20 protein-coding genes and 1 rRNA gene are annotated in these 20,058 nt (G+C 38.6%); 19 read left to right on the top strand and 2 right to left on the bottom strand.

The window, feature by feature from the left end:
- Positions 1-69 precede the first annotated feature (69 nt).
- The 15 genes from OW157_RS05090 (at position 70) to OW157_RS05020 (ending at position 15,098) form a co-directional block, all read left to right on the top strand.
- Positions 70-864, top strand: coding sequence for a LysM peptidoglycan-binding domain-containing protein (locus tag OW157_RS05090; protein WP_268752275.1), 795 nt, complete (start codon positions 70-72; stop codon positions 862-864).
- A 9-nt stretch (positions 865-873) separates the two neighbouring features.
- Positions 874-1,563 (top strand): (d)CMP kinase, encoded by a 690-nt coding sequence (gene cmk, locus OW157_RS05085; RefSeq protein WP_268752274.1) that lies wholly within the window; start codon positions 874-876, stop codon positions 1,561-1,563.
- A gap of 104 nt (positions 1,564-1,667) precedes the next feature.
- A complete protein-coding gene (gene rpsA / locus OW157_RS05080; RefSeq protein WP_268752273.1) occupies positions 1,668-2,975 on the top strand; it encodes a 30S ribosomal protein S1 in 1,308 nt (435 codons plus the stop codon).
- Positions 2,976-3,054: 79 nt separating this feature from the next.
- Positions 3,055-4,368, top strand: coding sequence for a ribosome biogenesis GTPase Der (der, locus tag OW157_RS05075; protein ID WP_268752272.1), 1,314 nt, complete (start codon positions 3,055-3,057; stop codon positions 4,366-4,368).
- 133 nt (positions 4,369-4,501) lie between these two features.
- A complete protein-coding gene (locus tag OW157_RS05070) occupies positions 4,502-4,777 on the top strand; it encodes an HU family DNA-binding protein (protein WP_268752271.1) in 276 nt (91 codons plus the stop codon).
- A gap of 101 nt (positions 4,778-4,878) precedes the next feature.
- Positions 4,879-6,168 (top strand): tetratricopeptide repeat protein, encoded by a 1,290-nt coding sequence (locus tag OW157_RS05065; RefSeq protein WP_268752270.1) that lies wholly within the window; start codon positions 4,879-4,881, stop codon positions 6,166-6,168.
- Positions 6,168-7,403 (top strand): CCA tRNA nucleotidyltransferase, encoded by a 1,236-nt coding sequence (locus OW157_RS05060; RefSeq protein WP_268752269.1) that lies wholly within the window; start codon positions 6,168-6,170, stop codon positions 7,401-7,403. Before OW157_RS05065 ends, OW157_RS05060 begins: the two co-directional genes overlap by 1 nt.
- A 17-nt stretch (positions 7,404-7,420) precedes the next feature.
- Entirely contained in the window at positions 7,421-10,162 is a 2,742-nt protein-coding gene (locus OW157_RS05055; RefSeq protein ID WP_268752268.1) for an exonuclease domain-containing protein, read from the top strand.
- 4 nt (positions 10,163-10,166) lie between these two features.
- The gene (locus tag OW157_RS05050; protein ID WP_268752267.1) at positions 10,167-10,643 is read left to right on the top strand and encodes a cell wall elongation regulator TseB-like domain-containing protein; all 477 of its coding nucleotides are present in this window, start codon (positions 10,167-10,169) and stop codon (positions 10,641-10,643) included.
- Positions 10,644-10,653: 10 nt separating this feature from the next.
- Positions 10,654-11,841, top strand: coding sequence for a pyridoxal phosphate-dependent aminotransferase (locus tag OW157_RS05045; protein ID WP_268752266.1), 1,188 nt, complete (start codon positions 10,654-10,656; stop codon positions 11,839-11,841).
- Between the two features lie 8 nt (positions 11,842-11,849).
- The gene (locus tag OW157_RS05040; protein ID WP_268752265.1) at positions 11,850-12,488 is read left to right on the top strand and encodes a DnaD domain protein; all 639 of its coding nucleotides are present in this window, start codon (positions 11,850-11,852) and stop codon (positions 12,486-12,488) included.
- An 11-nt stretch (positions 12,489-12,499) separates the two neighbouring features.
- Complete coding sequence (locus tag OW157_RS05035; RefSeq protein WP_268752264.1) at positions 12,500-12,973, top strand: MarR family winged helix-turn-helix transcriptional regulator; 474 nt, start codon at positions 12,500-12,502, stop codon at positions 12,971-12,973.
- 27 nt (positions 12,974-13,000) lie between these two features.
- Positions 13,001-13,621 (top strand): YutD family protein, encoded by a 621-nt coding sequence (locus OW157_RS05030; protein ID WP_268752263.1) that lies wholly within the window; start codon positions 13,001-13,003, stop codon positions 13,619-13,621.
- A gap of 16 nt (positions 13,622-13,637) precedes the next feature.
- Positions 13,638-14,444, top strand: a complete 807-nt coding sequence (locus OW157_RS05025; RefSeq protein ID WP_268752262.1) for an HAD-IIA family hydrolase — start codon at positions 13,638-13,640, stop codon at positions 14,442-14,444.
- Between the two features lie 12 nt (positions 14,445-14,456).
- The gene (locus tag OW157_RS05020) at positions 14,457-15,098 is read left to right on the top strand and encodes a TIGR01906 family membrane protein (RefSeq protein ID WP_268752261.1); all 642 of its coding nucleotides are present in this window, start codon (positions 14,457-14,459) and stop codon (positions 15,096-15,098) included.
- 155 nt (positions 15,099-15,253) lie between these two features.
- Here the strand turns inward: OW157_RS05020 and OW157_RS05015 are convergent, their stop codons facing one another.
- Both OW157_RS05015 and OW157_RS05010 read right to left on the bottom strand, forming a co-directional pair.
- Positions 15,254-16,252: an NAD(P)/FAD-dependent oxidoreductase gene (locus OW157_RS05015; protein WP_268752260.1), complete on the bottom strand. Its 999-nt coding sequence runs from the start codon at positions 16,250-16,252 to the stop codon at positions 15,254-15,256.
- A gap of 22 nt (positions 16,253-16,274) precedes the next feature.
- Entirely contained in the window at positions 16,275-16,784 is a 510-nt protein-coding gene (locus tag OW157_RS05010; RefSeq protein ID WP_268752259.1) for a divergent PAP2 family protein, read from the bottom strand.
- Between the two features lie 137 nt (positions 16,785-16,921).
- On the opposite strand from OW157_RS05010, the gene OW157_RS05005 reads away from it, so the two are divergent.
- From OW157_RS05005 to OW157_RS04990, 4 genes are all read left to right on the top strand, one after another.
- Positions 16,922-17,539 carry a peptidylprolyl isomerase gene (locus OW157_RS05005; RefSeq protein ID WP_268752258.1) on the top strand — a complete coding sequence of 206 codons (618 nt, stop codon included), beginning with the start codon at positions 16,922-16,924 and terminating at the stop codon, positions 17,537-17,539.
- Positions 17,539-17,952, top strand: a complete 414-nt coding sequence (locus tag OW157_RS05000; protein ID WP_268752257.1) for a CvfD/Ygs/GSP13 family RNA-binding post-transcriptional regulator — start codon at positions 17,539-17,541, stop codon at positions 17,950-17,952. The genes OW157_RS05005 and OW157_RS05000 overlap by 1 nt, the downstream gene beginning before the upstream one ends.
- The gene (locus tag OW157_RS04995) at positions 17,939-19,282 is read left to right on the top strand and encodes a glucose-6-phosphate isomerase (protein WP_268752256.1); all 1,344 of its coding nucleotides are present in this window, start codon (positions 17,939-17,941) and stop codon (positions 19,280-19,282) included. The genes OW157_RS05000 and OW157_RS04995 overlap by 14 nt, the downstream gene beginning before the upstream one ends.
- Positions 19,283-19,998: 716 nt before the next feature.
- Positions 19,999-20,058, top strand: a 16S ribosomal RNA gene (locus OW157_RS04990); the annotation flags it as partial.

The following is a 20,058-nucleotide window of genomic DNA, read 5'->3' as shown; positions in this document are numbered from 1 at the left end:
GTAGGGTCAGTTACTGACTTTCAATTTAAATAATGGTACAATTTGGAAGAATGAAAGAGGGGCTAGAAGATGAAATTTAAGAATCCTTTTAATAAAAAAAATAAAGATAAAGACCCGAAAAATGACTTAAAAAATATTGAAGACAAAGATACCACTAAGAGTTGGAAGCTTGCTTCTGATGAGGAGCAAGATAATGTGAGTTCTGAAGACCAATCTTTTGATGAGTATGAGAACTTAAAAAATCGCAAATATTCACGGTCAGCGCGTAACAAGAAGAAAACATCTGCTAATGTGACACCACTGCAAAAGGTGCTCCTGTTCCTAGCGGTCTTGGTAATATTAGTTCCTGTATTAGTTTATGGCTATTACTCCAATCAACAAAAACTACCAGAAAAAGAAACAGCAGAACAAGTGATGGTTTCCAAAACACAAAACTCTAGTGAAGAAGAAGCCAGTCGTAAAGAATCGGAATCGATAGCTGCTTCTAAAAAAGCAGAATCAGAGTCTGTCGCTAAAGCAGAATCAGAATCTCAGGCTAAGGAAGCATCGAGTCGCCAAGCCGAAGAAGACGCACGTTTAGCCCAAGAATCTCAAGAACAAGCAGCCGCTCAAGCTGAATCACAACGGCAAGCAGAGCAAGCCTCAATTGCCCAATCGCAAGAAGCAGCTAACCAAGCCGCTCAAGAAAGCGAAGCTGAAAGTCAGGCCGAAAGCCAAGCTTCTGGCACTTATACAGTCCAACCTGGTGACAATTTATATCGTATTGCGGTTAACCATGGCATGACTTTGGATGAGTTGTTAGAATTGAATGGTTTGTCTTCGAGCTCCTCAATTGGACCAGGAACAGTATTGCAGGTGAATTAGGTGGATAAAGTGACGAAAACAGGATTTCAAATTGCTATTGATGGCCCCTCATCCTCAGGTAAAAGTACGGTGGCCAAACAATTAGCACAAGAATTAAATTATATTTATTTGGATACCGGCGCTATGTATCGGGCTTTAACTTTAGCCGCTCTCCAAGCGCAAGTATCTGCTGATGATATAGAGGGTCTTAAATCGCTATTGGCAAATATTAGCATTGACTTTGCTAAGGCAGAGAATGGTTTAGGTCAAAAGGTATTTCTAAATGGTCAAGATGTCAGCCAAAAAATTCGTCAAGATCGTGTCTCACAGGCAGTGTCCGCTTACTCAGCACGCAAAGAAGTGCGTCAAGATATGGTAGCAAGACAACGACGTTTTGCTGAATCTGGACGTGGCGTCATTATGGATGGACGGGATATTGGCACGGTCGTTTTACCTGATGCACAGGTCAAGATATTCTTAACAGCCTCAGCTCAAGAGCGAGCAAGACGACGTTATGCAGAAAACCAAGCGAAAGGCTACTCAAAAACTAGTTTAGCTGAGTTACAGGCGGATATCGAACGACGAGACGCCTATGATTCCAACCGGGAGGAAAGTCCCTTGCGACAAGCTAGTGATGCAATTCTATTGGATAGTTCGGATTTGACTTTGGCTGAAGTAGAAAGCTTAATACTAGCTGAAATTAAGAAAAAACTAGGATAAATTAAGAAAAAAGTTGAGTTACTCACTTGTTCATGGTATTATAAAGCTTGTATCATTGGCTTATTAGCGAATGAGTGAGTACTTATTAGGAGAGGATATAGTTTATGGCAAATGAATTAGAACAACAGAACAATAACGAAGTAGAAGCAAATGAAGAAATTCCATCAATGGAAGACCTATTTGCAGAATCTATGGAAGTTAAAATTGGCGACACTGTTAAGGGTGAAGTTTTAACTATCGACGATGATAAACAAGTAATCGTTGGAATCGAAGGCGCTGGTGTTGAAGGGGTAGTACCTTACAACGAAATTTCAGCACAACCTTTCGAAGAAATCACCGATGTATTAAACGTTGGCGATGTCGTAGATCTCGTTGTTGTTAAACAAATCAAAGAAAAAGAAAATGGTTCTTTCTTACTATCTAAACGTCGCGTAGAAGCGAAAAAAGTTTGGGCAGAACTTGAAGAAAAAGCAGCTAATGATGAAACAATTACTGTTCCAGTAACTCGTGTAGTTAAAGGTGGATTAGTTGTTGATGCTGGTATTCGCGGTTTTATCCCTGCTTCAATGGTAGAAGACTATTACGTTGATGATTTCTCTCCTTATCAAGGTCAAGAATTAGAAGTTAAGATTGTTGAAATTGATCCAAAAGAAAATCGTTTAATCCTATCACACAAAGAAATTGCTGCTGAAAAACGTAAGCAAGAACGCGCTGAAAAATTAGCATCATTCGAAGAAGGATCTGTAGTGACTGGTAAGGTTGCTCGTTTAGCTAACTTCGGTGCCTTTATCGACCTTGGTGGTATTGATGGTCTTGTACATATTTCTCAAATTGCTCACCATCATGTTAAACACCCATCTGATGTTTTAACTGAGGGCGAAGATGTTGATGTTAAGATTTTATCTGTGGACGAAGAAAATGGTCGTATTTCTTTATCAATCAAAGAATTACAAGCTGGACCATGGGATGATATCGAAGAAAAAGCACCTAAGGGAGCTGAACTAGATGGTATCGTTCGTCGCTTAGTAGATTTCGGTGCCTTTGTTGAGGTATTCCCAGGTGTTGAAGGACTTGTTCATATTTCTCAAATCGCTCATGAACATGTGGCAACTCCTGCTGACAAATTGAGTGAAGGACAAGAAATCAAAGTTAAGGTTCTTGATGTTAACCCTGAAGAACAACGCTTATCATTGTCTATCAAAGCCCTTGAAGAAGCACCAGCTCAAAGCCAAGACCAATCAGGTTCACGCTCTGAAGCGAAAAAACGTTCAACAGGCGGACAAAAGAAATCACGTCCTAAAAACAATGCACGTCAAAACAAACAAAATGTTTCTGATGACGATACAGGATTCACTATGTCTGATATCTTAGGAGACCAATTAAAAGGTTTCTCATTTGATGATGAAGACTAATTAGTAGTGAAAACACTTATTTTGGTAGGCTAGATTTATTTTAGCCTACCTTTTCTATTTATAGGAAGGAGGAAGACAAATGGCACAAGCCTTAACATTAGCAATAGTCGGCCGTCCTAATGTTGGTAAATCAACTATTTTCAACCGGATAGTAGGAGAGCGGGTCAGCATTGTTGAAGATATTCCTGGTGTGACACGTGATCGTATTTATGCCCGAGGAGAATGGTTAGGCCGGTCCCTTAATGTTATTGACACAGGCGGATTAGAATTTAATCAAGCTGATTTTATGTCACAGATCCATATGCAAGCGGAAATTGCCATGGATGAAGCAGATGTGATTATTATGTTGACTGATGTCCGAGATGGTGTTACAAAAACTGATGAAATGGTTGCTAAACTGTTACGTAAAACAGATAAGCCCGTTATTTTAGCCGTGAATAAGGCAGACAACCCTGAGCAAAGAGCAGATATTTATGATTTCTATCGTCTAGGATTGGGAGACCCTTATCCTCTTTCTGGTAGTCATGGTCTAGGTTTGGGGGACTTATTGGAACGTGCCTTCCAACTTGCCCATAAAGAACCTGATCTGAATGACGACGAGGATTTAATTACCTTCTCTTTTATAGGTCGGCCTAATGTTGGTAAGTCTTCATTAGTTAATGCCATATTAGGGGAAGAGCGCGTAATTGTTTCCGATTTAGCAGGAACGACTCGGGATGCTGTAGATACCTTCTTTACCTACGATAACCGCGATTTTGCCATGATTGACACAGCGGGTATCCGTAAAAAAGGTAAGGTTTATGAAAAAACTGAAAAATATGCTGTTATGCGTGCTATGCGCGCTATTGAACGATCTCGGGTGGCTGTTTTGGTCTTGAATGCTGAAGAAGGGATTCAAGAACAAGACAAGACGATTGCTGGTTACGCTCATGAAGCAGGTAAAGCTATTATAATCTTAGTCAATAAATGGGATGCCCTTGAAAAAGACAACCATTCGATGAAGAAGTTTACCGAGGATATTCGTTACCAGTTTGCTTTCTTAGATTATGCCCCAATCTTATTTGTATCAGCAAAAACCAAGCAGCGTCTAAAACAATTACCAGAACTTATCGAGCGTGTTGCCGATAACCATCAACGTCGCGTTCAGTCTTCTGTCTTAAATGAAGTACTTAACCAAGCAATTTTAATTAATCCCGCTCCTTCAGATAAAGGGCGCAAGTTACGTGTCTATTATTTAACGCAAGTTTCTGTAGGTCCACCCACTTTTGTTGCTTTTGTTAATGACAAGGAATTAATGCATTTCTCTTATGAACGCTTTTTAAGTAATCAAATTAGAGAAGCTTTTGACTTTGAAGGAACCCCGATTCATATGATTACCAGAGAACGGAAGTAATCACGTTTTTATCAGGTATAAACGTTGATGTCATGGGCTTTCTATGTTATATTGTAAGTGGATTATCTTAGAAAAATAGGATACTCCTAAAGCTTGAGTTGCCTTGTGTAACTTGACGAAGGAGGTGAAACACATGGCCAACAAAGCAGATTTAGTACAAAGTGTTGCTGGTAAAGTGGACGAGTCTAAAAAGACTGTTGCTCCAATTGTAGATGCACTTTTTGAGACAATTGAAGAAAAATTAGCTGACGGGGAAAAGGTTCAAGTAATTGGATTTGGTAACTTTGAAGTTCGTGAACGTGCGGCCCGTAAAGGACGTAACCCACAAACAGGAGAAGAAATCGAAATTCCAGCAAGCAAGGTTCCCGCTTTTAAACCTGGTAAAGGGTTAAAAGATGCTGTTAAATAAAAACAAAAACTATCTCAATAAGAGATAGTTTTTTTGTTTTATTAGTTGAAAAAAACTGCTATCATAGTAGTTATTGAAGTAAGTAGTGAAGGAGCGATTTTGTGGCCAATAAGCAAGAAGAAGTCATTAGCTACATCCAAAGCAACCAACTCGACAAGGCAGACCAAGCCTTCGAGGAATTACTAGGAGCACTCAAGCAATCTAATAGTCAAGTGATTGCTGAGAATGGCTACCAATTTGCTCAACTAGGTATGGTTGATTATGCGAAACGTCTCTATAATTTAGGCAAAGAATTATTCCCTAATGATGAAATATGGGCAATTCTAATGGGTGAATTAATGGTTGATAATGGAGACTTAGAAGCAGCTTTGGACGCGCTCTTAAGTATTAGTAGTCAAAGTGACTATTATTTAAATAGTCTTTTGCTTCAAGCCGATGCCTATCAGATGTTAGCCTTACCAGAGGTAGCCCTGGCAAAATTAACTGAAGCAGCACAGATAGCACCAGAAGAAAAGGCAATTGCTTTTGGATTGGCTGAATTAGAGTTTGATCAAGGCCATTTTCAAGAGGCGCTCCCTCTCTATAAGAATTTATTAGCTGATGCTAGTGGTTTAAATGATGATGTCCTGACTAAAATTCGTGACCATTATGCCTATGCGCTAACTTGGTTAGGAGATTGGGAAGCAGCAACAGATCTATTGGAAGCCATCCCGGAAAAAGACCGCTCAATCAATACGAAGCAGCAACTAGCTTTTAATTATTACCAATTGGCTAATTATGAGAAAGCTAACTCTATTTTTCAACAATTAAATGAAGATGAGCAATTGAGTGATGACTTCCTACCATTATTTGCGACAACAAAAATGCATTTTTATGATTACGAAGAAGCAAAAGAACTACTCCAAGAGGCAATTGCTAAGAATCCATTCCATGCTCCTAATTATTTGCAGGCTGCTGAAATTGATGAAAAACTAGGCAATAAGGAATCCGCTTTTAAATTACTTGAGCAGGCAGTTGATTTAGATCCCGATTATAGCTTGGCTCAGCTAAAAATGCTTGAATTAGCTATTGATCAAGAAGATTATGATTTGGCCCGTGGCTTAATGATGGATATGGACCGACAAGACTTTGTTGACCCTCATTACGCATGGTTAAAAGCCAAAGTCTACCAAGAAACTGACATTTTTGACCAAGCAAAAAGTTTCTACAATGAGGCTTACACTAACCTTGCTGACAATCTTTCCTTTATTGAAGATTATTTTGCTTTTCTTCAAGAAATGGGCGATTGGAAAAAAATTGGTGAGCTACTAAGAGACCATCCTAATTATCGTCAAGCCATGAGTCTACAAATGATAATCGCTCGCTATGAGGAACTGGAGGGGGATTTTTAATGCTAATTGACAATCCTAAATTCCAAGCTGCCTTACCGATTGTAGAGCGCTTAGAGGCAGCTGGCTTTGATGCTTACTTTGTGGGTGGTTGTGTTCGTGATGGTATATTAGGACGACCAATAAATGATATTGATATTGCTAGTTCTGCTTATCCTGAGGAAGTTCAAAGGCTTTTTCCCAAACATTTTGATGTTGGCCTTGAGCACGGAACAGTTATGGTTTGGTTTCAACAAGACACCTATGAGATTACGACTTTCCGTACTGAAGCAGAATATCAAGACTTCCGCCGACCTGATTCGGTGACCTTTGTTCAAGATTTGTCGGAAGATTTGTTGCGGCGCGATTTTACTATGAATGCCTTAGCATTAAATAGTAAAGGCCAAATTGTGGATTATTTTTCTGGTCAACAAGCAATCGCGAAAAAAGAAATCGTAGCAGTGGGGAATCCTTATGATCGTTTTCATGAAGATGCGCTAAGAATGATGCGAGCAGTTCGCTTTTCAGGGCAACTCGGCTTTACGATTGCTAGTGAGACCTGGCAAGGAATCTGTGACAACGCTCAACTCTTAGAAAAAATTGCGATTGAGCGTATTTTAGTAGAAATGAACAAACTTTGGGAGAGCCCTTATTGGCATCAAGGAATAACAGCCTATACTCAGACAGGCCTCTATGCTTATTGCCCTGGCCTCCAAAATTGGGAAAGTCCTCTCTCTCAATTATTAGCAGATTTGAGTTCTGACATGGCTTTTACAGAGTCTTCTTTGGCTTGGGCAGTTTTATTATGGACTGCGGGTTGTTTGGCTGATGATGACCATAAGAAACTAGCTAGGGCCTGGAAAATATCTAACGCAGATCGAGACCGTATTTCTGCTTACGTGGCTTTATTGATTTATCGGTCAGACCATGCGACTTATGATAGCTGGTTTTTATATCAGCAAGATATTGATCAAGTATTAAAGTTAGAGCGCTTTATCCATGGCCAAGCTGACCAAGACAGTCATTTTGCTACTTATTTTCACATATTGGATCTTGACCAGGTCAAGAAAAGTTATCAAAATTTACCTATCCATCAACTTAAAGACTTAGCTATTAATGGTCGTGACATCATCCATCATTTTGCCCCTGATAATAAAGCTTGGATAGGAAAAGCTTTAAAACTAGCAGAAAAAGCCGTGGTTCTTGGACAAGTAAGTAATGAGCCAACTGCTTTATTTGCTTATCTCACTGATTACTAACAAAGGAGCTGACAACTGTGCCAATTCGCTATGCAGTTTTGGATTTAGAGACAACAGGCCCTTCCTATCGGCGGGGTGATCGGATAATTCAAATCGGAATTGTCTTTGTAGAAGCCGGAGAGGTAGTTGCTAGCTATGAACAAAACATCCATCCCTTATCCCCAATTCCCAAAGCCATTAGTCAGTTAACCGGTATTTATGATAAAGATGTGGAAAGAGCACCTAAGTTTGATGATATTGCTGAGGACTTATGGGAAGCCTTACAAGGGACAGTCATTGTTGCCCATAATATTCAATTTGATTATCGTTTTTTAAATGCTTCGTTTAAGGATTTAGGTTATCCTGATCTTAACCTAGATGGTGTTGATACTGTCGAGTTGGCCCGAGTTTTTTATCCAATGGCACCTTCCTATAAATTAGGTGAAATTTCTGAGTATTTAGCGATTGAGTTAGAGAATGCTCATAATGCTTTAGCAGATGCACGAGCGACAAGTAAGCTTTTAATGCTGATTCAAGATAAAATTGCTGACCTACCTAGAGAATTCTTTTTAGATATTAAGCCATTTTTGCATTTCTTTATCAGAGAAACTGGCCAGCATGTTTTTCAATGGTTCATGGAGTCAAAAAATGTCAATAAGAATGATTATTATTGGAATGACTTTGTCTTAGCTCCTGATAAGGCGAAGGGAAGGGTCTTTCCCAAGCAATTTTTGGCAGTCGACCAACATGATAATCCCCACGCTAGCATTCAATTAAATTCGATTCAAGAGGCCATGATTACTGATCTTCAAGAGCGTGATAAGCATGATAAATTTCATTTGCTTTCAGCACTAGCGGGAACAGGGAAAAGCTTGGCCTCCTTAATTGGGTTATTGAGACATTCGGACCAGGGCGTGCTTTATTTAACGCCAACGACCTTGTTACAAGACCAAATTTATGAAGATACTGTGCCACTTTTGGTGGATTATTTGGGGCGGCCGCTAAAGGTTGCCTTATTAAAAAGTCCCAAACATTTTGTCAATCTTCAAGCCTTAGCCGAGTTAAAGCGTGATATGACTCGACAGGTCGATGACGAGTTAAAAAGGGATGCTATGATTTTGATGGCTGCGATGGTGTGGTTGACAGAAACATCAACTGGAGATTTTGATGAACTGCACCCATCATTACGCAATCACTTATTTTGGCAACGGTATTGGCAGATTATGACTAGCTATTCTCACCAGGAAAGTGATCAAAACCTAGCCAATAACTTTTATTTACGTCAATTTAGCCGGGCCAAAGAAGCAGATTTGACAATTTCTAACCATGCTTTTTTTATGGCTCATTTAGAGGAGCTCACCCACTTCACAAATAAAGCGCTAATAATTGATGAATGTCATCGTCTACCTGAAATTAGTCGCCGAAATGGGCGTTATCAGCTGTCTAGTCATCATTTACAGATTAATATAGCCTCCTTGTGGCAAATATATACCCAGATAAGTGATAAGTTTTTGGCTAATCCAAAGCTTGGTCAAGACTGGCATGATTTTTATGACTGGCAGGAAAATATCCAAGCATTGGGTCAGCAGTGGCATGCTTTGAGTCAAATTATCGACCAGATTAGCCGAGAAGACTATTATCATTCCAGTCATTATCAAGACCAGGAAATTTATTTATCGCCATCTCGAAGCCGTAGTTTCGCTTTAGAAGAGCAGCTACACCATTTCTATCAGCGGCTAGAGTTGGTTATTGAAATGACGAATCAACAGCTAAAACTGTTCTCAACTAAAAGTACCGGTCGTTTTTCAAGCAAAGTATGGGAAGTCCTAAAAAATTTAAATCAGGCAGACCTAACGATACAAAAGATGCTTAAAGAAGAGAATGCCCATTACTATTTACTAAAAAAGCAGACTAGAGATGATCAGAAGCAGACAGACCTAGTCTTAATACAGGAAAAATACCAAAGTAAGTCCGCTTTGTTTGCAGCCTTAAAAGCATGGCCTGGCCAAGTCTTTTTGATGTCAGCTAGTCTGGAATTGATGGTTCAACAAGATATGATTGAAAAAAGTTTTGGTCTCACGCATTATCATTACTATACTTATCCTGCTATTTTTGCGTATAATAAACAAATAGAAGCTTATGTATTAAACGACCAACCTTCCATTGATAAGTTGTCTGATAGTCAAGCAGCGGATTATATTGCGCAAGTTGTCCTGTTTTTGTTGGATACTTTGCCAACAAAAGCCAATAAGATCCAGGTGATGTTTCAGTCACAAGAATTACTAAGTCAGGTTTATGATCGCTTACAGATTTTGGCTCCTGCTTTTACGCAAAATAATGTGTTAGCCCAAAACTCTCAACAATCACGTCGTAAAATTCGTCAACAATTTAATCGTTTAGAGATAGGGGTACTATTGGCAATGTATTCCTTTAATGAAGGCGTGCATTTTCAATCAGGAGCGAATGTTTACATTATGACTCGTTTGCCTTTTGCTAATCCTAGGGCAGCTCGCGAGCTAGCTAAAGCAGATTGGGCCCAATATCAAGGGCATGACTATTTCAAGAGTGTGGCCTTACCGGAAATGTTGCTTAGTTTACAACAAATTATAGGTCGTTGCCTTCATAACACTGATGACAAGGTCTACTTGTTTTCAGTGGATCAAAGAGTGATCAAAAGTTCTTATCACCAGCAAATCAAGCGGGCACTACCAGAGGGCTTAAGGTTTCACTTGAGTCATTTGGCAGATGTATTTACTTTTAACCAGGAAAGTGAGGAATAATCACATGAAACATAAGGTGATTAATACACTTATTTTTATTTTATTTGCCTACATTCTATCTACTGGGGCTGTTTATTTTTCTAGTCAAAAGGATATTGCTCAGTGGGAGGCCGACACCTTGGCTTTAGCTGAAAATAAAGCTGGACTGCGTCAAGCAAACAATTTTTATGTATTTACTAAAAACAAAACTTATTACACTGTCAGTGGTGAGAATGACGAAGGTCAAGCCATTTACTTTACTTATTCTCCTGATGACGATCAAACCTATACTGCCAATGTTGATGAATTGGTGAATGAAGATAATGCCCTTGCCTTAACGCGTAATGACCTAGGTAATGTTCAGGTTAAAACCGCTAATATCGGAATCGAGAATGGCGAATATGTTTGGGAAGTGTCTTTCCGTGATGAAAATGGCTATTTGGGCTATCATTATATTGATGCCAGTGATGCGCAATGGTATGAAACAATAAATAACTTGTAGGAGGGCTTTCATGTTAAGTCAACGAATCAATGAATTAAAACCATCTAAAACTACCATGTCGGCTCAATTAGCTAGTGAGCTTAAGGACCAAGGCAAAGATGTGATTTCATTAGGCTTAGGTGAACCCGATTTTTCTACGCCTAAATATATTTTGGATGCTGTGAATGAGGCAATGTATAAAGGTAAGGGCCATCATTATAGTCCGAGTGCAGGTATGTCGGAATTACGACAAGCTATCGCTGATTTTCACGCTGATCATGACGGTTATCGCTATGAAAAAGAAGAAGTCTTTGTTTGTGACGGAGCTAAAATGGCCTTGTATTTTATTTGTCAAATTCTACTAAATCCAGGTGACCAAGTACTGATACCTAGCCCTTATTGGGTGTCCTACCTGGAACAAGTGAAATTAGCTGGTGGTCAAGCCGTTATTATTCCTAGTCAAGAAAAGCAAGACTATAAAATTACCGTAGAACAAGTGGCCACACATGCTAATGAGCAAACTAAATTTTTAATTTTGAATACGCCATCTAATCCTACGGGGATGGTTTATAGTGGAGATGAAGTCAGAGCAATATCTGATTATTGCCGCGAGCATAATATTCTTTTAGTGGTTGATGAAATTTATTATCGTTTGGTTTATGGGGACACGCAACCCCAATCAATCATGTCTTTAACTGATAATTTAGATCATGTCATTATTGTGAACGGCTTTTCTAAGACCTATGCCATGACAGGTTGGCGTTTAGGGTATGTACTTGCGCGCCAAGAAATTATCCAAGCCTTGGCGAAATTAGCTAGCCAAAGTAATTCGAATGCTAGTGGCTTGAGCCAATATGCTGGTTTGGCTGCCTTGCAAGGAAGCCAAGAAGATTTCGCTAATATGCGCATGACTTTCGCAAAACGGTTAGAAAATGCATATGATAAGGTGAGTCAGCTTCCTGGTTTTCAACTCAGCAGTAAGGCACGGGGCGCCTTTTATCTGTTTCCAGATATTAGTGAGGCTTGTCAACTGACAGGTTTTGCCACTGCTGATGATTTCGTCAACGCCTTACTAGCTGAATATTATGTCTTAGTCATTCCTGGATCTGCTTTTGGGAGTGACCAGCATATTCGCCTTAGTTATGCTACTGATCAAGACACCTTTAACCAAGCGATTGAACGTATTCACGCCTTTATTGAAACACACCGCAGAAAGTAGGATTATTTGTGAAGGCAGAACGTTATACTGTATTACGAACGAGAATATTAGAAAATTATCACCAACTTGATATCTCTAACAACGAAATGATGTTGCTGATTCATATAGTTAGTTTTCAAGCCCAAGGAGAAGATTTTCCGGCTTTATCACGCTTGAAAGAGCGGATGAATTATAGTGATACCGAGATTTATGCTGGAATAGAAGGGCTAATTGATAAAAATATTATCCAAATAAAGACCCATAAAAACCAGCAAGGACAGGTAGCAGAGTATTATAGTCTCGCTCCTTTGTATTACAAGTTGGACCAACTGAAACAAGTGGATAACCATGAGCAAGAGGCCAGAGAGACGGCTGAGAAGGAAGAAAGTGTCTTTAATTTAATTCAAGATGAATTTTCTCGGCAACTCTCCCCGATTGAGTATCAAACGGTAGCAGAGTGGATGACTAAGGACCATTTTGATCCGGATACCATTAAGGAAGCAGTGAAAGAAGCTGTTTTAAATCAAGCCTATAGTTTGCGTTATATCAATCGAATTTTGATTGACTGGCGAAAAAAAGGCAAGAAAACCGCTTTTCGTCATCAATCAGGTGATGATATGGCCAATAAATTGCCCCCTGTGTCCTTGGAAAAATGGATTGACGACTAAGGAAGTGACTTATGACCCAAGATAAAACAGCTCAAGAAAGTTTACATGCCTTGCGTGTAACTTTACGTGCCAACCAATACATTTTAGACATATTAAAACGAGATATGCGCCAATATGGCTTAAGTGAAAATGAATTCACGGTGCTAGAATTATTATACAACCGTGGTCCCCAAGCCATTCAAAAAATTGGACAACGAATTTTGATTCCTAATTCGAGTTTAACCTATGTCATTGATCGCTTAGAGGCCAAAGAATTAGCTAAACGGGAGAAAAATCCTGATGATCGGCGAATCATAATGGCTTCGATAACTCATTTGGGCCGTGAGAAAATGGAGGCTGCCTTTGCGAGTCATACACAATGTATTGCCGCTATTTTTGCTAATTTAACTAGTCAAGAGCGACAAAATTATATTAGCTTGATGAAAAAGGTAGGATTTAAGGCCCAAGAAATTGTTGAAGAAAATAAAGTAAAGCAAAAAAAATAAAATCATTAGTTGGAAAGGAGGGTTAGGATGCTATCGCGGAAGCGCCAGGAAGAATTAAAAGAAATTCATGATAATTTACCTTATCCTCAAGCCCAAGTCGCTAAAATTGACCAGGATAAACTGGAAATTAATGGCCGTTATTTTATGTTACGGATTAATTATAAGGATGCTTTGGATATGAAAGCTTTGAGTCAACGGTATATGGCCTTGTTTGACCAATATGATTATATTGTGGGGGATTGGTCTTTTGATCAATTACGACTCAAGGGATTTTACTATGAAGAGGCCCAAGCGGGAAAACTTGATCAAAAAATTAATCATCTCCCTGATTATATTCTTGAATATTGCAGTTTCGGCTGTGCTTATTTCGTTTTAGAACAAGAGCGGTCGCATGAATCCATGATCCAACGTGATAAGAACCTTAAGTTAGAGCTAGAAGAACTTAAGCAAGAAGAAAAATCACGTCATAAAAAAGGGAACAAAATTAAACGAAATCGGAATAAGAATCACCGACATAAAACAAAAGGGAAGAATAAAGGACCGAAGAAAGACTATAAAATTATTTCCAAAGATAAAGCTAAGACGGTGTCAAGTCGACCAACTAAACAGAATAAAGGACGTAAGCCAACTACCTTTGAAATTAGATAGGGGATAGGGAATTGTTATGACAAAAGCTTTTTTAATTGATTTAGACGGTACCATGTACCGAGGGAAGAACAAGATAGCAGGTGCCAAAGCGTTTATTCACTATTTAGACCAAGCAAATATTCCCTATCTGTTTGTAACTAATAATGCGACGCGTTCACACCAAGAAGCAGCTGACTTCTTAGCTAATTATCATGATATTCATGTCTCTCCTAGTAAATTTTTTAGTTCGGTAGATACTCTAGTTAGCTTGTTGAATCAGGAAAATTTTCCCAAAGATCACCAAAAAAAGGTATATGTCTTTGGAGGAGATCATTTAAAGAGCAGTATTGCGGACCTTGGTTACACTTTTGAAGGGTCAGATCCTGAAAATGTGGATACAGTCGTAGTTAGTTTAGATAGTCAAGTGACTTATAAGGAATTAGCCTTTGCAGGCCTTGCCATCCAAAAAGGGGCGAGTTTTTATCTAACAAATCCTGATGTGCAGTTTCCTAGTGAGGATGGTTTTGTTCCGGGAGCTGGGGCATTGGGTAATTTAATTGCTGATGTTTCTGCATCGAAACCAATTGTATGTGGTAAACCTCAGGCTAAAATTATCCAAGGCGCCTTGGAACAGTTGGGGATTTCTGCCGACCAGGCGTATTTTTTGGGAGACAACTTATTGACTGATATTCAAGCGGCCAAAAATGCCCATGTCACTAGTCTACTTATTGAAACTGGTGTCCACAATCGTAAAGATTGTGATCACTTAGCTATTTATCCTGACTATGTTTTTGCTGATTATGCAGATTTAATAGAAAGTCAATTGTTAGTTAATAGGGTTTAACTAGGTGAAATTATGAAAGAAAAAATAATTTATTATTTGGGTATTGTTAGCCTAGTAGTCCTTTCCTTGTCACTAGCTATTTTTATTATTATTTGGTCTTTCCCTTTGTTCCGATTAAATCTAGCCTTATTTAATTTGCATGAATTAGTCGGATTATCCCCTAATCAGATAATGGCTGATTATCGGAATTTGATTGCTTATTTAAATTTCCCTTGGATAAATGATCTGTCTTTGACTTATTTTCCAATGTCTGATTCAGCTCGTTTTCATTTTTATGAGGTTAAGCAGTTATTCTTATTTAATGACAGGATATTATTGTTTACAGCAATTTTTAGTATTATATTTATAAACTATCTTAATAAAAAACAAGGCCTCTGGCAGTTGGCAAAATCATTTAAAGTTTTGCAATTTTTACCGTTGCTAGTTATTTTGGTTTTATTGTTTAATTTTAATCAGGTGTTTACTACTTTTCATCATATATTTTTTGATAATGATGCCTGGTTATTTAATCCAAGCACCGATCCCATTATTCTAGTGTTAAATGACTCATTTTTTCTGCTCTGTTTTGTGGGTGTATTTATCTTGTTACAACTTTTTTTGTGGCTCTTTTATCGTTTAGGACTGACACAGTTAAAAAATAATAGGGAACGCTGAAAAAGCGCTAGGACGGAATCCTTGGACCAAAAGATTGAAGATAGCGACAAGCTAGCAAAGACTTTTGGGAAACGTATGTCAGTCCTGCATTTGCGAGCTCAACTAAAAGATAATATGAAAAGGCTGGGATTTCATCCCAGCCTTTCTTCTTTTTTCTAGTGCATTATTTCGGAACTATGTAAGGGATGTAAGTCTTGATCAGGGTTTAAATATTGGTAAATTCCATTGATAGCTATACTTGCCTCACTAAAGCCCTGGGCAATTAAAGAGGTCTTACCTGGATAATAGCAAATATCACCAATAGCGAAGATACCTAATAAGTTAGTTTGCATGTCTTGATGGACAATTATTTTATTATCATGAAACTTTAACCCCCAATCGTTTATTGGGCCTAAGGAAGAAACATAGCCATAAGCCATTAATAAATGGTCAACTGCTAGGTCAATAGTTTGTTCTGAACGTGCTTTTTGCAAAGTAAGTTGAGTCAAGTTACCCTCCTTATCGCCTTGAACAGTTTGGGGTACGTAGGGAGTAAGCAAATCAATTTTAGGATGATTTTTAGCTAAATAGACGCTATGTTCATGAGCTCGGAAACGATTGCGACGATGAATGAGGTAGACGTGTTTGGCTTGGTCAGCTATGGCCAAAGCAGTATCAAAAGCAGTATCCCCTCCGCCACAAACGACTACCTTTTTATCTTGCAAGGTATTGGGCTTTGGGAGGAAGTAATCTACAGATTTATCGGCAATTTCTTCGAGGCCCTCCAACTTAATTTTGCGTGGAGCAAAGGCGCCATTACCTGCCGCAATTAATACAGTTTTAGCGTAATAGGTTGTGTTCTGGGTGGTCACAGCAAAACCATCATTTTGTTTTTGCAGTTGGGTGACTTTTTCATTGAGTGAAAAGTAAGTAGAGTTTTCAAAACGAGCGAGCTGTTCTTGTAGGTTGATAGTAAGAGCATGGCCAGTGATTTTAGGATAAGCTGGGATATCAAAAATGTTTTTATTAGGATAAAGAATTTCTGGCTGTCCTCCAATTGTGGGATGGCTCTCTACTATACGAGTGGATAATTGTCGCATGCCAGCATAAAACCCAGCGAACAAAGCCGCTGGGCCTCCGCCGACAATAAGAATGTCTGTTCTTGGGGGAATCATAGTAACTCCTTTTCTAGATGATTTACATAGGTAAGGCTAGAGTAATTAATAAACTCCGCCATACGAAGGCAATGATTATACCGGTTATCATACCACCAATGACTTCAGAAGGCTTGTGTCCCAGATAGTCATTAATGACCATTTCATCTTCGTCTAGGGTATTTAAGCTTTCTAATAGTTGTTGGTCATCAGTTTCTCGTGCTTTAGTTTTGAGTGTTTTTACCAGAAAATGTAATAAAACGCCTTGTTCACCACTTTGCCGTCTAACTCCCATGGCATCAAACATAATAATTACCCCAAAGGTCACAGATATGGCGACATGAGGTGAGAGAAAACCATATTGGAAGATTAGAGCCATTATCAAGGAGGTAACAGCAGCTGAGTGAGAACTCGGCATTCCTCCAGTGGCATGAATAATTGAAAGATTGGCATTGGCTTTTCGAAAGATTAAGGCAATGGGATATTTCAATAATTGCGTAATGATAATGGCAGAAAATGAGGTGAGTAAAGGGTAAATGCTTGTGATTGTCATTTCCGCCTCCAAATTTTTCTTTAGTCTCATGATAGCACGAAAAGACGTAGATATTAAATGATAATTAATCAAAAAAGGCATAAATTATTTCCTAAACGGGTTGGCTTTGATACAATATGAGAGAAGGAGGATGATGTATGACATTTCCACAAAATCAAGTGACTCGAGAGCAAAGTAGTGTGACTCTAGTCACTAATCAAGGTGAGATATCCTTGGTCTTGTTTCCCGACCAGGCACCAAAAGCGGTTGAGAATTTTATTGGTTTAGCTAAAGAAGGGAAGTATGATGGTGTAATTTTTCACCGAGTAATTCCTAATTTTATGATTCAAGGTGGTGACCCAAGTGGCTCAGGCTTTGGTGGCCAATCATATTTTGGGCAAGCTTTTGCAGATGAATTTTCTGAGCAATTGTTTAACTTCAATGGGGCACTATCGATGGCCAATTCAGGCCCAAATACGAATGGATCACAGTTTTTTATTGTCACAGCCCAAGCTGTCCCTGACCAACTAATAGCGCAAATGAAGAGCCTTGACTGGCCTGAAGACTTAGTGACCACTTACCAAGAAAAGGGTGGTACTCCTTGGCTTGATCATAAGCATACTGTCTTCGGCCAAGTTGTTTCGGGTATGGATGCTGTCTATGCTATTGAGGCAACACCTACTGATTCTGCTGATAAACCAGTAGAAGATATTGTGATTGAAAGTGTTCGTATTGAAGATGAGACCTTGTTGGATCGTTTTGGGATGGATGCTTAATGACAACAGCACAAAGTTATCATATTGGTGATATTATTGAAGGTCAAATTACTGGTATTCAGCCTTATGGGGTCTTTGTTAAGTTGGATAAATATCAGCAAGGGCTGATTCATATTTCTGAATTAAATCATGGTTATGTTAGTGATATTCACCAACATTATCAAGTGGGTGATGCCATTAAAGTACAAATCATTGATATCGATGAATATACTCAGAAACTTTCTCTGTCAGCGCGTTCTTTAAAACCTTTAAAAACACCTAAACGACCTAAAAAGTTAGGCCGACCCCCTAAACGTAAGTTGCCTGATATAGGTTTTCAATCTTTAGATAAACAAATGCCTGGTTGGATTGATCAGGCCTTAGACAATATTCAAAATTATGATATAAAGGAGACAAATCATGACTCATATTAAATTAGATGACTCAAAAATTGCTGATTTTGTTGCGGCTCACGAACTTGAAGCGATGCAACCATTTGTATCCACCGCTGATAAAATGTTGCGTGAAAAAACAGGTCCAGGTCATGACTTTACTGGCTGGGTAAACCTACCTCGCGACTATGACAAAGAAGAATATGCTCGAATTAAAGAAGCTGCTAAGAAGATTCAAAGTGACTCTGAAGTCCTAGTTGTTTTAGGTATTGGCGGTTCTTATTTAGGGGCTAAGTCAGCGATTGATTTCTTGTCACATAGTTTTGCTGATTTTCAAAGCGCTGATGATCGTAAGACGCCACAAATTTTATTTGCTGGAAACAGCTTAAGCTCAACTTATCTTGCTGATCTTATTGAAATTATTGGTGATCGTGATTTTTCAGTTAATGTGATTTCAAAATCAGGAACAACAACAGAAACAGCAGTAGCTTTTCGTATTTTTAAAGATTTACTCCATAAAAAATATGGTGAAGCAGCTAATGAACGAATTTACGCTACCACTGACAAAGCGCGCGGTGCCTTAAAATCAGAAGCCGATAAAGAAGGTTACGAGAGCTTTGTTATCCCTGATGCTGTTGGTGGACGTTTTACCGTTTTAACTGCGGTAGGTTTATTACCTATTGCTGTTTCAGGAGCAGATACAGATGCCTTGCTAGCAGGAGCAGAAGCTGCTATGGATGACTTTAGTCAAGCTGATATTGATAAAAATGCGGCTTATCGCTATGCTGCCTTACGGAATATCTTATACCGTAAAGGTAAGGTTACTGAACTATTAATCAATTATGAGCCAAAAATGCGTTACTTCTCAGAATGGTGGAAACAATTATTCGGTGAATCAGAAGGTAAAGATCAACGCGGCATTTACCCTTCAAGCGCTAATTTTACAACCGATCTTCATTCTCTAGGACAATACATCCAAGAAGGACGGCGGAATATTTTTGAAACTGTTATTAAAGTAGCAGAAGCTGAAAAAAATGTTACAATTCCAGAATTAGCAGAAGACTTAGACGGTTTGGCTTACTTACAAGGAAAAGATGTCGACTATGTAAATACTAAAGCTTTCCAAGGAACTGTACTAGCCCATACTGATGGTCAAGTCCCTAATCTAATTGTTGAAATTCCAAAAATGGATGCTTATTCTTTAGGCTATTTAATTTACTTCTTTGAGATTGCGGTGGGAATTTCAGGTTATCTTAATGGAGTAAATCCTTTTGACCAACCGGGTGTAGAAGCCTATAAGAAAAACATGTTCGCCTTGTTAGGAAAACCAGGATTTGAAGACTTAGCAAAAGACTTGAATCAACGTCTTTAATCAAAAGTCGAAGGAACTGCATTCCAGAACTCAATTAATGGGCATGACACAAGTCGTTAAGAACAGAGGCCTTGGTCTAAAACTTGAAAGATGGCAAACAGCCATCTGAGGGATTTTGGGAAAGGCAGTCTGTTCTGACTTTTGGAGCCAGACTAAAAGGATGAAATAAAAAACGTTAAGTCTCGAATATAAAATTTTTTAAATTAAATTTTAAAGCGATTGGACGAATGGTCCAATCGTTTTAATTTATCGGTATAAGGTATTACGCTATCTCTTTATAAGGAATGTAAATTTACTCAAAAAATATATTTACAAAGTCTTTACAAAGTTATTGAATGGTGGTAATATATTTATCAGCCGCTGAAACAGTACTAGGAAATGACTTAGAAGTTTTAGCGACAAAATATTTTTTTCAAAAAAGTTATTGACAAGGAATCAAGTCCTTGATATACTGATTGAGTTGCTTCAAGAGAGCAACGGAGCACAAAATGCTCTAAAAATATTTTTTAAAAATCTATTGACAAGCATTTATCGCTTGTGATATGATATAAAAGTTGCAGCAAACGCAACGACATAGACCTTTGAAAACTGAACAAAGAAGACGAACCAATTTGTGTAGGGAGTTAACAGAAGTTAACAACCCAAACAGTTCAAAGTAGTGCGAACTACTATAAATAAGTCAGCAATAAAATGAGCTAGAAGCTCATGAAACAATCTTTCATGAGAGTTTGATCCTGGCTCAGGACGAACGCTGGCGGCGTGCCTAATACATGCAA

Origin of the sequence: Aerococcus kribbianus, from assembly GCF_026805545.1 — a bacterium.
In the GTDB taxonomy this organism is placed as follows: domain Bacteria; phylum Bacillota; class Bacilli; order Lactobacillales; family Aerococcaceae; genus Aerococcus; species Aerococcus kribbianus.
Note: the sequence above shows the minus strand (reverse complement) of the source record. Positions and strands in the feature narration are given on the sequence as shown.

Excerpts from the sequence above, each read along its gene's own strand:
- OW157_RS05020 (WP_268752261.1), top strand. The coding sequence starts at position 14,457 with ATGAAAGAAAAAATAATTTATTATTTGGGTATTGTTAGCCTAGTAGTC.
- OW157_RS05045 (WP_268752266.1), top strand. The coding sequence starts at position 10,654 with ATGTTAAGTCAACGAATCAATGAATTAAAACCATCTAAAACTACCATG.
- OW157_RS04995 (WP_268752256.1), top strand. The coding sequence starts at position 17,939 with ATGACTCATATTAAATTAGATGACTCAAAAATTGCTGATTTTGTTGCG.
- OW157_RS05010 (WP_268752259.1), bottom strand. The coding sequence starts at position 16,784 with ATGACAATCACAAGCATTTACCCTTTACTCACCTCATTTTCTGCCATT.
- OW157_RS05060 (WP_268752269.1), top strand. The coding sequence starts at position 6,168 with ATGCTAATTGACAATCCTAAATTCCAAGCTGCCTTACCGATTGTAGAG.
- OW157_RS05030 (WP_268752263.1), top strand. The coding sequence starts at position 13,001 with ATGCTATCGCGGAAGCGCCAGGAAGAATTAAAAGAAATTCATGATAAT.
- OW157_RS05050 (WP_268752267.1), top strand. The coding sequence starts at position 10,167 with ATGAAACATAAGGTGATTAATACACTTATTTTTATTTTATTTGCCTAC.
- rpsA (WP_268752273.1), top strand. The coding sequence starts at position 1,668 with ATGGCAAATGAATTAGAACAACAGAACAATAACGAAGTAGAAGCAAAT.
- OW157_RS05015 (WP_268752260.1), bottom strand. The coding sequence starts at position 16,252 with ATGATTCCCCCAAGAACAGACATTCTTATTGTCGGCGGAGGCCCAGCG.
- OW157_RS05070 (WP_268752271.1), top strand. The coding sequence starts at position 4,502 with ATGGCCAACAAAGCAGATTTAGTACAAAGTGTTGCTGGTAAAGTGGAC.
- der (WP_268752272.1), top strand. The coding sequence starts at position 3,055 with ATGGCACAAGCCTTAACATTAGCAATAGTCGGCCGTCCTAATGTTGGT.
- OW157_RS05000 (WP_268752257.1), top strand. The coding sequence starts at position 17,539 with ATGACAACAGCACAAAGTTATCATATTGGTGATATTATTGAAGGTCAA.
- OW157_RS05035 (WP_268752264.1), top strand. The coding sequence starts at position 12,500 with ATGACCCAAGATAAAACAGCTCAAGAAAGTTTACATGCCTTGCGTGTA.
- OW157_RS05005 (WP_268752258.1), top strand. The coding sequence starts at position 16,922 with ATGACATTTCCACAAAATCAAGTGACTCGAGAGCAAAGTAGTGTGACT.
- OW157_RS05090 (WP_268752275.1), top strand. The coding sequence starts at position 70 with ATGAAATTTAAGAATCCTTTTAATAAAAAAAATAAAGATAAAGACCCG.
- OW157_RS05025 (WP_268752262.1), top strand. The coding sequence starts at position 13,638 with ATGACAAAAGCTTTTTTAATTGATTTAGACGGTACCATGTACCGAGGG.